General features: G+C 63.1%; 12 protein-coding genes. 3 read left to right on the plus strand and 9 right to left on the minus strand.

The annotated features are described in order from the left end of the window. Nucleotides 1–939 (minus strand): DNA polymerase III subunit delta, encoded by a 939-nt coding sequence (gene holA / locus NQ050_RS06605; RefSeq protein ID WP_373456437.1) that lies wholly within the window; start codon nucleotides 937–939, stop codon nucleotides 1–3. A 268-nt stretch (nucleotides 940–1207) separates the two neighbouring features. On the opposite strand from holA, the gene NQ050_RS06610 reads away from it, so the two are divergent. From NQ050_RS06610 to NQ050_RS06620, 3 genes are all read left to right on the plus strand, one after another. Further along, nucleotides 1208–1948, plus strand: coding sequence for a Crp/Fnr family transcriptional regulator (locus NQ050_RS06610; protein ID WP_257038573.1), 741 nt, complete (start codon nucleotides 1208–1210; stop codon nucleotides 1946–1948). Nucleotides 1949–2103: 155 nt separating this feature from the next. Then, nucleotides 2104–2340: a heavy-metal-associated domain-containing protein gene (locus tag NQ050_RS06615; RefSeq protein WP_257038520.1), complete on the plus strand. Its 237-nt coding sequence runs from the start codon at nucleotides 2104–2106 to the stop codon at nucleotides 2338–2340. Between the two features lie 359 nt (nucleotides 2341–2699). After that, nucleotides 2700–4577, plus strand: coding sequence for a cation-translocating P-type ATPase (locus NQ050_RS06620; RefSeq protein ID WP_257038521.1), 1878 nt, complete (start codon nucleotides 2700–2702; stop codon nucleotides 4575–4577). A gap of 148 nt (nucleotides 4578–4725) precedes the next feature. Here NQ050_RS06620 and NQ050_RS06625 read toward each other — a convergent pair whose 3' ends face one another. From NQ050_RS06625 to proB, 8 genes are all read right to left on the minus strand, one after another. Then, the gene (locus NQ050_RS06625) at nucleotides 4726–6099 is read right to left on the minus strand and encodes a ComEC/Rec2 family competence protein (RefSeq protein WP_257038522.1); all 1374 of its coding nucleotides are present in this window, start codon (nucleotides 6097–6099) and stop codon (nucleotides 4726–4728) included. A gap of 13 nt (nucleotides 6100–6112) precedes the next feature. Further along, nucleotides 6113–6751: a ComEA family DNA-binding protein gene (locus NQ050_RS06630; RefSeq protein WP_257038523.1), complete on the minus strand. Its 639-nt coding sequence runs from the start codon at nucleotides 6749–6751 to the stop codon at nucleotides 6113–6115. Between the two features lie 101 nt (nucleotides 6752–6852). Beyond that, nucleotides 6853–7725 carry a DegV family protein gene (locus tag NQ050_RS06635; RefSeq protein WP_257038524.1) on the minus strand — a complete coding sequence of 291 codons (873 nt, stop codon included), beginning with the start codon at nucleotides 7723–7725 and terminating at the stop codon, nucleotides 6853–6855. A 2-nt stretch (nucleotides 7726–7727) separates the two neighbouring features. After that, complete coding sequence (locus NQ050_RS06640) at nucleotides 7728–8399, minus strand: histidine phosphatase family protein (RefSeq protein ID WP_257038525.1); 672 nt, start codon at nucleotides 8397–8399, stop codon at nucleotides 7728–7730. 28 nt (nucleotides 8400–8427) lie between these two features. Further along, the gene (gene rsfS / locus NQ050_RS06645) at nucleotides 8428–8886 is read right to left on the minus strand and encodes a ribosome silencing factor (protein ID WP_257038526.1); all 459 of its coding nucleotides are present in this window, start codon (nucleotides 8884–8886) and stop codon (nucleotides 8428–8430) included. A 232-nt stretch (nucleotides 8887–9118) separates the two neighbouring features. Then, nucleotides 9119–9862, minus strand: coding sequence for a nicotinate-nucleotide adenylyltransferase (nadD, locus tag NQ050_RS06650; RefSeq protein WP_257038527.1), 744 nt, complete (start codon nucleotides 9860–9862; stop codon nucleotides 9119–9121). After that, complete coding sequence (locus NQ050_RS06655; RefSeq protein ID WP_257038528.1) at nucleotides 9859–11166, minus strand: glutamate-5-semialdehyde dehydrogenase; 1308 nt, start codon at nucleotides 11164–11166, stop codon at nucleotides 9859–9861. The genes nadD and NQ050_RS06655 overlap by 4 nt, the downstream gene beginning before the upstream one ends. A 169-nt stretch (nucleotides 11167–11335) precedes the next feature. Further along, nucleotides 11336–12439 (minus strand): glutamate 5-kinase, encoded by a 1104-nt coding sequence (gene proB, locus NQ050_RS06660; protein WP_373456439.1) that lies wholly within the window; start codon nucleotides 12437–12439, stop codon nucleotides 11336–11338. Nucleotides 12440–12573 lie beyond the last annotated feature (134 nt).

Below are 12573 nucleotides of genomic sequence, written 5' to 3' on the forward strand. Positions count from 1 at the left end.
CTAACCAGCAAGTTGGCTAATGCGGGCCACGGCCTGCTCAATGGCGTATTCGGGGTCACCGCCTTGGCCTTTTACCGTGGCATCGAGGTCCGCCATCACGATCACCGCTTCACTCACAGCACTGCTTGACCAGCGGCGGGCAATTTTAGCGGTCTTTTCCACCACGAAGGGCGCCATCCCCAACTGGCCAGCCAGGGCATGAGCATCCACGCGCATGGTGGAATAAAGGCGGGCGATCGCGCTGACTTTCATACTCAACGCCGCGGCAAGCGCCACCGGGGACGTCCCTAATTGCAGGGCCCTGCGGGTGCTTGCAACGGCCCGCTGGGTTTGGCCGCTGCAGGCGAGGTCCGCGATGTCAAAGCCGGAAACCTCCGCCACGCCAACGTAGTACTCACGCACGGCTGCTTCCGTAACGTTGCCGGCGTTATCCGCCACCAACTGGCTGATTGCACTGGCAAGCTCCCGGAGGTCAGAGCCCACACCCTCCAACACCGCTTGCACAACGTCCGGTGTGACGCGCACACCGTGGCGTCGGAACTCATCGGTGACCCACCGTGGACGCTCGCTTGGCTTGAGGTTGGCTACCTCATGGACCGTGGCGATCTTGCGCAGCTTGGTTGCCAACTGCTTTTGGCGCCCACCCCCAGAGTGGGAAATGATCAGCGTGATCCCAGGCGCGGGGTTCATAGCGGCATCGAGGATGAGCGCTGCCGGTTCTTTGCCAGCATCCTCGGTGTTGGTGAGCACCACCAGGCGGTCCTCACCAAACAAGGAAGGGCTAAACAAGTCAATGAGCTCGTGCTCAGTGACGTCCCCGGCGCGCAGGGTGGACACAACCACGTCTGGGGACTGCTCAGCGCGAACCTGCGCCACCACTGCCTCACGCGCGCGTTCGGCGAGGAACTCGTTTTCACCGACGATCAAATGAACCTGCACGCACACTATCGTGCCACAAGAAGCAGCTACTGCGGCCGCCTGCCCCGCGCCGCTCGCCCCATACCGCCGCTAGCTCGCGCCCTTGCCGATCCAGAGCATCACAGTTACCAACCAAGCAACAAACCACCCCGGGCTTGCGAGCTTGACGCGCGCGATGTCCACTCCTCAGGCAGCGAGTGCCAAGGGGGCGTGACTGTCGGTTGTGTCGGAGGCTTTTGTTCCTCCGCCTCCGCGGTCATTGCTCTCCGGGCTTGATAGCATGGGGCTTATGGCCCGCAATCCCGTCCGCCACAACTGCGCCCAACCCCACCAGTGCTCCCTGGACGTGCGCATGCAGGTCATGGCCCGTTCCCCGCTGACCAAGATGCTGAACCCGCAACAACACAGGGAACTCGACCAGCATCTGACCTCCTGGGCCTGGGCCGCAGGTGATCCCATCCTCCTAGCCGGCGAGCAGGCCCAGGGCAGCTATATGGTCGCCGCCGGTCGGGCCCGGATCACCCGGGACACCATCGATGGCCGAGAAATCACCGTCGACATCGCCGCCCCTGGGGATGTCATCGGCCCACTGCACACCCATAGCTCCCCAGCCACCGACTCCGCCTGGGCGATTGAGACCACCTGCGCGCTCTTCCTGCCCGCCGAGGCCCTGGCCGAGGTCGTGGACGCCTACCCGCAAATGGCGTTGGCGATCATACGGATGCAGCAGGACCAATTGGTCCGGTCCCGGGAACGCGAGACCGCACAGACCACCTCGACTGTCGAGCAGCGCGTGGCCGCCACCCTCCAACACCTGGACGCCAAGCTCGGGCAAATCCGACAAGACGGATCCAGCCTGCTGCAGGTCCGCCTACGCCGCGACGACGTGGCCGGCATGGCCGGCACCACCGTCGAGTCAGCCTCCCGGGCAATGGCGCGGATGAAGAAAACCGGTGTCATTGACTCCGGCCGCGAATGGATCGCCATTACCAACCGCCAGGCCCTGGCCGACCTGGTCGCCGGCCTCTAAACGCCCACATCCCTCTCTCTTTTCCAGGACAATTTCATGGTAGGAGAGATTTTTCGTTGTTTGATCCAGGTCAAGGAATTACCCCGGAAAGGACCGTATCTTCAAGGGTGCAAGCACAGGAACATGACGATAAAAGATGAAAGGAGCTGGTTACGATGACCGCCCCGGCCACACTGAAGAACACCACCTTGCGCTCAGATGAGTTCACCTGTCCGAGCTGTGTCGCCAAGATCGAAAACAAGCTGAATGGTTTGGAGGGCGTGGAGAATGCGGAGGTGAAGTTCTCCTCCGGACGCATCCTGGTCAGCCACGACCCACAGAAGGTCTCCGTACGTGACCTGGTCACCGCGGTAGCCGAGGTCGGTTACACCGCCAAGCCGTCGGCGATCTGACGCACTCCCGACCCCACAAGGCCGCCACCCGATCCGGGAATGGCTGAGCACTCACACCGGCCCTCTCATGGACGCCGGCTGTACCGCCAAACCCTCGGCCTACGAAACACCCCCTTATCCGAGTACCCAGGAAAGGAGCATGATCGGCACCGCGTCATCTCCACGCTAGGAACCCACCAGCACCGTACGGTGCTGGTGGGTTCCTAGCGTCGACAGGCCAAGTGGCATGTTCTTCTGCTCTACCTCGTCAGGTCGGAGATCTGTGCGTGATTGATCCAGGTCAAGGAAGTTTCTCCGGAATCGTCTTAACTTCATGAGTGTCAAAGGAAAAAGAACCTCAAAGGTAAAGGAGACCCATCATGAAGACCTGGAAAACCTGGGGCGTGGTCGCCGTCTCAGGACTGTTGATTATCCTGTCCTGGCTCACCCCCGTTGGGTGGCTGTCAGACGGATTCATGATCGCCGCCGCGGTGGTCGCCGGCTGGCAGATCGCCGTCTCCGCCGTCCAGGCCCTGCACATTAGGATGATCTCGATTGACCTGCTGGTCATCGTCGCCGCCATCGGCGCGCTGTTCATCAACAACTACTGGGAATCCGCCGCCGTCACCTTCCTCTTCGCCCTGGGCAAGACCCTGGAGAAGGCCACGATGAACCGCACCCGCAAGGCACTGTCGGACCTTGTGGACGCTGCCCCCGAGACCGCCACCGTGCTGCGCGACGGTGAGCCCGAAACCGTTGAGATCTGGGAACTGGCCCCCGGTGACGTCGTGCTCGTGAAGAACGGCGAGCAGATCCCCGTCGATGGACGCGTGCTCTCCGGTCACGGCGGTGTCGACGAGGCCACTATCACCGGGGAATCCGTACCCGCCGAGAAGGCCGAGGGCTCGGAGGTTTTCGCCGGTACTTGGCTGCGCTCCGGGGTGCTGCGCATCGAGGCGATTGGCATCGGCTCGGACTCCACACTGGCCAAGATCATCCACCGCGTGGAAGACGCCCAGGACGATAAGGCCAAGACCCAGACGTTCCTGGAAAAATTCTCGAAATACTACACCCCCGGTGTGATGGTCGCCGCCCTCGCCGTTGGCCTGATCACCCTCAATGTGGAACTGGCCTTGACCCTGCTGGTCATCGCCTGCCCCGGGGCACTGGTCATCTCCATCCCGGTCTCGATTGTCGCCGGTATCGGACGCTCCGCTAAGGACGGGGTGCTCATCAAGGGTGGCGAATACCTGGAGACCTCCGCGAAGGTCGACACCGTGGTCGTCGACAAGACCGGCACCCTGACCAACGGCCGCCCCGAGCTGACCAACGTCGACGTCCTCGACCCGGCCTACTCGGACGATGAGGTGCTCACCCTGGCCGCCCGTGCCGAAACAGCCTCCGAGCACCCCCTGGCCAATGCGATCATCCGCGGCGCGGAGAACAAGGGACTGACCATCGAAATGGTCGAGAAGGCCAAACCGGTCACCGGCAAGGGCATCATCGCAAAGGTCGACGACCATACCGTCGCCGTCGGTTCCGCCGACCTGCTCGACCACGCCCTGGATACCACCCGCATCCTTGAACTCAATGACCAGGGCAAGACCGCCATGTACGTCGGTGTCGACGGACGCGCCATCGGCATCGTCGCCGTGGCCGACACCATCCGTGACGACGCACCGGCCGCTATCCAATCGCTGCATGACAAGGGTGTGCGCGTGATCATGGCCACCGGTGACGCGAAGCGGGTGGCCCGCAACGTCGCCGCCGAACTCGGGGTCGACGAGGTCCGGGCCGAACTCATGCCCGAGGACAAGCTCACTATCGTCAAGGACCTGCAGGCCCAGGGCCGCACCGTGGCCATGATTGGCGACGGTGTCAACGACACCCCGGCACTCGCTCAGGCCGACATCGGCGTGGCGATGGGGGCTGCTGGCTCACCTGCCGCCATCGAGACAGCCGACATCGCCCTGATGGCCGACAAGCTCCCCCGCCTGCCGTACGCCCTGGGTCTGGCCCAGCGCACGGTACGCACCATGCGGGTCAATATCGCCATTGCCCTAGCCACCGTGGCGATCCTGTTGGCCGGTGTGCTGCTCGGTGGGGTGACCATGTCGATTGGCATGCTCGTCCACGAAGCTAGCGTCCTGATCGTCATCGCGATCGCCATGCTGCTGCTGCGCCCCACCCTGAAGGAGGACAAGGACAAGGCAGACGTCAGTACTGCTGACGCCGCGAAGGAGACGCTGAGCGCCTAACAACACATTCGCCACAGCCAGCCCCGCCGGTTTTCCTCCAGGTCTTCCCGGTGGGGCTTTCGCTGTGCACCAGATCCCCGATCTCATGTAGCTGCACGCACACTATCGTGCCACTAGATGGTGCCACCGCGGACGGTGCGCGGCGCTGCTACCCCGCGCCCATGCCTATCCAAAGCATCACCACTACCAACCCAACACTGAACCAGCCCAGACCCGCCAACTTGGCGCGGGCGAGGAGGTAGAACGTCCAACAACACCCGAGGGCCACCCACGCCACGGGCGCGGTTTCTGGCACATCAACCACCGCCCCCGGGATCTGCGCCCCGATGCGCGCCACCTGCCCGATCCACCACGCGGCAGGCTGAGCCAATGCCAACGGCACCCACTCCAGCCCAAAGGGCAGCACGCCGAGAATCGCAGCCACCAGACCGAGGACGGTAATCAGTGGCACCACCGGCGCGGCCAGGAGGTTTGCCCCTACCGCCGCGAGGGAGAGTTGCCCCGACATTGCGGCAAGAAGCGGTGCCGTGGAAAGTTGTGCGGCGAGTGTCACCGCAATTGCCCTGCTGCCCACCTCCGGGATCTTCGGGTGCATGAAAAACCCGGCGAGGATCGGGCTCAATGCCACGATTCCCGCGGTTGCTGCGGCTGAGAGCGCAAAGCCGTAAGACGTTGCCATCTGCGGTTGCAACACCATCATGGCGATCACCGCGATACACAGCGCATGCATCGGCGGGGTGCGGGTATTCGCGAGCACCGCCACCAATCCCACGCTTCCCATGATCCCCGCGCGCAGCACTGAGGGCTCGGGCCCCACTACCAGCACATACATGCCGAGCGTCAGCAGCGCGCACATGGTCTGCCACCGCGGAGGCGCGCGAAGCAGCGCGGCAAGCACCACCACGCAACCGGCCACAATGGCAACGTTGCCACCGGACACCGCGCTCAAGTGTGCCAGCCCCGTGTCCAGGTACCACTGCTGTTCCTCGGCGGTTTGAAGGGAAGTATCACCCAAGGTCATCGCCGGTATCAGCCCGCGCGCCGGAGAATCGAGCAGCCCCAGCGCACTGTGGTGGAACTCCGCGCGGATCTCCGCGGCAAGGGCGTAGGGGGTGTTCCAGATGCTGTGCAACTCAATTGGCTCAATGCGCCGTGCCCGGAACCACTCCAGGGTGCCGCTGCCCTCAACGCGCAGCATCTGACCGAACTCCACATCCAGTTCCGCCCCTTCGGGGAGTTGCACACGCGCCCCACCAACCTGAATCCACTTCTCCCTGAGTGCATACACCCGGCCCTCCACCACGTCACGCTGCAGCGCCGCCCGCTGCGCGTATAACACCCCTTGTGCTTGAGCACTCAGGCCCCACGCCGCGGTGAAAATGCCTTGAGCCGGTGACTTCACCGCAAGCACCACCCCCACCGCCGCGCTGAACAGCAACACCCACCACTGCCCCAGGTGCACCGCCAGGAACGTGCCGCACCAACAGCACAGCGCCGCGGGGAGCAAACGCAGTTCACTCACAACCGCACCTCGCTCACAACCGCACCTCGGCGGCGATGGCGGCGAACTTCGCCGGGCCAATCCCCTTGACTTCCTGGAGCTGCTCTATCGACTGAAACGCCCCAATCTGATCGCGGTAATCCACAATCGCCTGTGCCGTCTTCTGCCCCACCCCAGGCAGGGTCATCAGCTCCTCCACCGAGGCCTGATTCAATGACACCCCCTCCCCCATCCACGTCCCCGAACTCGAACCCGAACTCGAACTCGGCTCCGCAACGCCACCGGCGCCCGGGTCGGGAATGATGATCTGGGTGGCGTCGGCAAGCAGTTGCGCATGGTTGAGCCCCATGGTGTCCCCGGTGGGGACAGCGGCACTGAGGGCGTCTGCAATGCGCGCACCTGGCGCGAAGGTATAGAGCCCGGGCCGCTCCACGGCACCTTGAATGGAAACCACCAGTTCACTGGGTGTTGCGGCTGCCACCGGTGCGGTGCTGGGTTGGTGGATTGGCGGCGGCGGGTCGGGTTGCTTGAACCACAACAATGCACACACGGCCGCTGCTAAAGCCGCACCGGCAACCCCCTGACGTGCGGAAATGCCGAACCTGTGCGTGGGGAGGGCCACCTTGAGTTCGTTGGTGGCAACGGATTCTAAACGTGAAATTGCGTGTCCCATGCCGCCGATGCTGCCGCACGCCCACCCCACCAACAAGCACGCCCAACAGCGCTTGTGGAAAACTCACGTTTCGCGGGCTCGGCTGTGGAAAACGCGAAAAACTAGGGCGTACCGACGCCCCCAGCGCCGGACGCCTCCCGCGGCTCTGCTTGGGGATCTGCTGCAGGTTGCTCATGGGGGTGGTCACGAAACACTGCGGAAACACCCAGGGAGCCAGGGCCACAGTGTACGGCGAGGATCTCCGCCATCTCAGTGATCATGATCGTGGAATCCACCGGCAGGGCGGCGCGCAATTGCTCCTCAAGGGTGTGGGCTGCCTCGAGGGCCTCACACTGCTGGATGGCTACAAAGGCTGGGCTGCCCCCGGCGCGAGTGAGCACCAGGTCCACCAAGCGGGCAAAGGCCTTTGCCTGGGTTCGAGTACGCGCGGCGAGCTCCAAACGACCCTCGTTGATCCGCATGATTGGCTTGGTGGCCAGCGCTGTGGACACTACCGCGGTGGCGGCGGTGATCCGCCCGGAGCGGCGGATTTCATCGATACGGTGCAGGTACAGCCAGGTTTCTGAGCGGGCCAGGGTGTCCCGCGCCATGTCCGCGCACTCCGCCAAGGAACCGCCCTGGGCGGCGATCCGTGCGCTTGCCATCGCGGCGGCACCAACCGCCATGCCCACATTTTGGGTGTCAATGACCTCCACCGCGTCATCGAACACCGCGGAGGCAGTGACCCCCGCATTCCAGGTGGAGGAAAGGAACTTGGAGATGTGCAGGGCAACCACACCCTGGTCCACCCCATCAACCGCGCCGCGTTCCAATTGGCGCGCATAGCCGGCTGCCAGCTCCAACGCGGACAGCCCAGAGGTGCTCTCCTCCTGGGCATCCCGCATCAGGTGCAGGTCAAGCACCGTGATGTCTAAGTCCTCAACGATTCGCTGCGGAAGTCCTGCAGAAGAATCAACCACCACCCGAACCGCCATGGTTAGAGCACTCCGCGGTTCCAAGCATCCAGGTACCACTGCGCAGGCTGCGGATCCTCCGCGGTAAAACGCATCGGTGCGTGTGGGTCTTCTCGGTCAAACACGGGACGCCCGGTGAGTTGGGACCAGCAGGTGTTCCCCAAACCGGACAGCAGTGGGTATTGGGACACGTCCAAGCCCAACAAATTGGAGGTTAAGGCGGAAATCGTGCCGCCGTGAGCCACTATCAGCAGGGTTTCATCATCCCAGCTCTCGTAGCTGCGCATTTGCTCATCAATCACAGCCCGAGCACGGCGGGCAACGTCCAGGCGGGACTCCCCCTGCGGTGGCGCCCAGGAGGCATCATGGCGCCACACAGCACGCGCACCAGGGTGGGCAACATCCACCTCGCCGTGGCTCTTTCCCTGCCAGTCACCCAGGTTGGTTTCCCGCAACCGGGCATCCGTGGTGATGGGAAGTGCCAACTGTTCGGCAATCACTTCGGCGGTGTCTTTTGCGCGGGTCAGATCCGAACTCACGATCCGCCCCACGCCGAAGTCAGCCAGGACCTTTGCTACGGCCTTGGCTTGCTGGATGCCTACGTCGGAAAGATGCGTATCCAGATGCCCCTGCATGCGGCCAGTGGCGTTGTACTCGGTTTGGCCGTGCCGCAAAAGGATGAGTCGCCTCGTCATTGCCAGCCCCTCTTTGTGTGACCCGTGGTTATTCTTCCGGCTCCTGCTGAGCCAGAGGAATCTCGTCCAAAGACTCCACCTGGCGCACGTCCACATCCTCAGCCCACGCTGCCGGGCGCTCCTGGGTTTCCACGCCCTCAACCTCGATGAGGGGGCAGTCGCGGTACAGGCGGTCCAAACCGTAGAAATCACGCTCCACATTGCGCTGAACGTGGATGATCAGCATGCCGTAATCCAGCAGCACCCAGCGGTTTTCGCGGTTGCCCTCGCGGCGCTTCGGCTCCTGGCCCAGGGCGGTGAGTGCGTCCTCGATCTCTTCAACGATCGCACGCACCTGGCGTTCGTTATCTGCGGAAGCAAGGACGAACACCTCGCTGATCGCCATAACATCGGAGACGTCGATCACCGCGATATTGGTAGCCAACTTCTCCTGCGCAGCCAACGCCGCCGCAGATGCAAATTCAATAGTTTCTTGTGTTGCAGCCAAGACAATCCTCTTCTTTGTTCCGTTTTGCTCCCCCAGCCAGTCCGCTGAGGATCGTGCGCCAGCACATGCGCTTTTCACCCAAGGCGCACGCCCGCAACCTCAGTGTGGACAAGCCAACATCAGGCGGAAACAGGGTGAAAGCAATCCTTACCCAGTGTTCCACGAAACTGCACGACCACCAAACAGGACGGCACGCCGGACGCAGGATGAACTCACTGGAGAACGAACAGTCCTACGCGTTGCCAGCCGCGCTAGCCCCTTCAGGCGTTTCAGCTTCGCCAGGCCCTTGAGCCCCACGAGTGATCGCTGGGGTTGGATCTCTGCGGGCATCTGAACCGCAAGGGCTATACAGGCGGCGCTTGCCGATGTACTGCACCACCCCATCCGGCACCAAGTACCACACCGGCAGCCCCTCATGGGCTCGCTGTCTGCAACCAGTGGAACTGATCGCCATCGCCGGGATCTCAATGAGGTGCACGCGGTCCTGGTATTCCTCCGGGACCACCTTGTCTACCAGTTCATAGCCGGGGCGGGTCACCCCAACGAACTCCGCGAGTTGCAGCGCCTTCTCCCAATCCCGCCACGAAAGGATGGACTGCAAAGCATCCGCACCGGTGATAAAAAACAGCTCGGCGTCTGGGAATTGCTGGCGGAGATCACGCAGCGTGTCCACCGTGTAGGTGGGACCAGGGCGGTCAATGTCCACACGGCTCACGCTGAACCGCGGGTTGGAGGCGGTAGCGATCACGGTCATGAGGTAGCGGTCCTCCGCCTCCGAGACGACGCGGTCCGCCTTTTGGTAAGGCTGGCCGGTGGGTACGAAGACCACCAGGTCCATGTCAAACTTCGCCGCCACCTCACTCGCGGCAACCAGGTGGCCATGGTGGATCGGGTCAAAGGTGCCGCCCATAATGCCAATACGCTGGGCGGATTTCTGGGCTGCTGCCCCACCCTCAGTGACGGACTGCGCGGTCACGGACGAACCTGCCCGGTGCCCTGCAAAATCCACTTGGTTGAAGTGAGTTCCGCCAGGGCAAATGGTCCGCGCGCGTGTAGTTTCTGGGTAGATACGCCGATCTCTGCGCCCATTCCGTACTGCTCACCGTCGGTAAATGCAGTGGAAGCGTTAATCATCACCGCTGCGGCATCCACTTCATCGGCAAAGCGCTGCGCGGTCACAATGTTGTTAGTGGCAATCGCCTCAGTGTGGCCGGTGCTGTAGGTGCGGATGTGCTCCAGCGCGGCGTCGATGCCATCCACCTTCACGGCAGCGATGTCCAGGGAAAGGTACTCGTTTTCCAGGTCCCACTGCGTGAGCTCAACGACGTCCACATCGCCCAACTGGGCAGCGTCGCCATGGATGGTCACCCCTGCCTGGCGCAAGGCCGCCAGCACCGCCGCAACGGAAGCAGGCGGCAGGGCGGCGTCGAGAAGCACCGTCTCCGTGGTGTTGCACACCGATGGCCTGCGGGTTTTGCCGTTAATGAGGATATTGATGGCAAGCTCGAGGTCGGCGTCGCGGTCAATGTAGAGGTGGCAGTTGCCGGTTCCAGTTTCAATGGTGGGTACGGTGGCGCCGGTGACCACCGCGTTGATGAGCCCCGCGCCGCCGCGAGGGATCACCACATCTACTAGGCCGCGGGCGGTGATGAGGTCCTGCACGGAGTCGTGAGTTTCGCAGGGCAAGAGCTGCACAGCTTCACGGGGCAGGCCGTGTTCTTGGAGGACTTCTTGGAGAATGTCCACGAGCTTGGCGTTGGAACGCTTCGCTGACTTGGAACCACGCAGGAGCACCACATTGCCCGACTTCAACGCCAAACCGAAGGCATCCACGGTGACGTTGGGGCGGGCTTCATACACCATGCCAATCACGCCGAGTGGCACGCGGACCTGGCGCATCTGGATGCCGTTTGGCATCACGTGGCCGGAAACTACCTCGCCAACAGGGTCGGTGAGTGCCGCCACCTGGAACAAACCGCCCGCAATGCCGGCCACGCGCTGCTCATCAAGCGCGAGGCGGTCAATCAGGTGTTCCTGAATGCCTGAAGCCTTGGCGGCAGTGAGGTCCTCAGCATTGGCTGCCAAAATCTCTGCAGTGCGCTCGATGAGGGTATTTCCGCAGGCAATCAGCACCTCGGCTTTTTGCCCGTCTGGCAGCTTTGCAATCGCTGGGGCAACGCTCTTGGCTGCCCGGGCGAGGGCAAGCACCTGTTCGCGCTCAGAGGCGGCTACGGCAGAAGCGGCTTCGGTGGACGTAGTGGTGTTGGAATCGGTTGCCATGTTGTATCGCAGTTTTCTTCACGGGCTCTCACGCAGCGCGCGCGGAGCGTTAATGGTTGATGTGTTGCTAAACGTTTCTGGCTAGCATAGCCCCTCGCCCCGACACGCGGACGCAAACGCCAACGCGGGCACAAAGGCCCACGCCAACGCCGCGGCGACTCCCGACAGCTCAAGCCCTCGACGCGTAATCAGAGAGGTAGTCCGCGTGGACCACCGGGCGCTGCATGCCCTCCGGCAGCTCGGAGGTCTGCTTACCGAGCATCCCCACGAGCGTCTCCGAATCATAGGCCACTTCCCCGCGGCCAATGAGCTCGCCTTCAGGGCCACAGATTTCCACGATTTCCCCTGAGTGGAAGTCGCCAACTACCTCGGTGATACCCACCGCAAGCAGGGAGTTTCCGCCGGAAGTTACCGCCTGTACCGCACCTTGGTCAATCCGGAGGCGCCCGCCCACGTCGGCGGCATAGAGGACCCAGAACTTCCACGCGGAGAGGCGGTTTTCCTTCGGGTGGAACACCGTTCCCACCCCTGCGTGGTCCAAGGCCGCGCCGATGTTTTCCGCGCTGGTGAGCAGCACCGGGATACCGCCGCGTGAAGCCAGGCGCGCCGCTGAGACTTTGGAGGCCATGCCACCAGTACCAACCGCACCGCCTTCACCTGCAACAACACCCTTGAGGTCGTTGCCATCGCGGACTTCCGGAACGAACTTGGCGTCCGCGGCGTTTGGGTTCTTGTCGTAGAGCCCGTCTACGTCAGACAGCAGGATGAGGGCATCGGCATAGGTGAGGTGGGCTACGATCGCCGCGAGCCTGTCGTTATCCCCAAAGTGCATTTCGGAGGTTGCCACCGTGTCATTTTCGTTGACGATGGGCACCGCCCGCAGTTGCCGCAACTTATCGATGGTTCGTTGAGCATTGCGTGCACGATCCCGCGCGCCGGCGTCGGAAGCCGTGAGCAGCACCTGGCCGATCACACGCCCGTATCGAGCGAAGCTGCGGCCCCAGGAATTCGCAAGGTAGACCTGCCCTACCGACGCCGCCGCCTGCTTCGTGGCAAGGTCGGTGGGGCGCTTGCTGAGTCCCAGTGGGGCCATCCCAGAGGCGACCGCGCCTGAGGAGACCACGATGACGTCGGAGCCACGCGCCATGCGGGCTTGTAGGGCGTCCACGATGTTGTCAATCGCCTCCTGGCTCACGGCAAAGTTTTCATCCGTAAGTGAGGAGGAACCGATTTTCACCACTACCCTCTTCGCGCCGGCAATCACCTCGCGGATTGGGGAGGCAAACTGCGGTTCGCCCTGCGCAAACTCAGGTTGAGGCTGTTGGGCGGCACCGGTGTAGGGCGCCGCCGGCAGAATGCTCGCGGAATCTGAGGCTGCGGGCGAATGCGTGGACTGGGTTTCCATAA

The organism is Corynebacterium sp. 122RC1 (genome assembly GCF_024580955.1).
In the GTDB taxonomy this organism is placed as follows: domain Bacteria; phylum Actinomycetota; class Actinomycetes; order Mycobacteriales; family Mycobacteriaceae; genus Corynebacterium; species Corynebacterium kozikiae.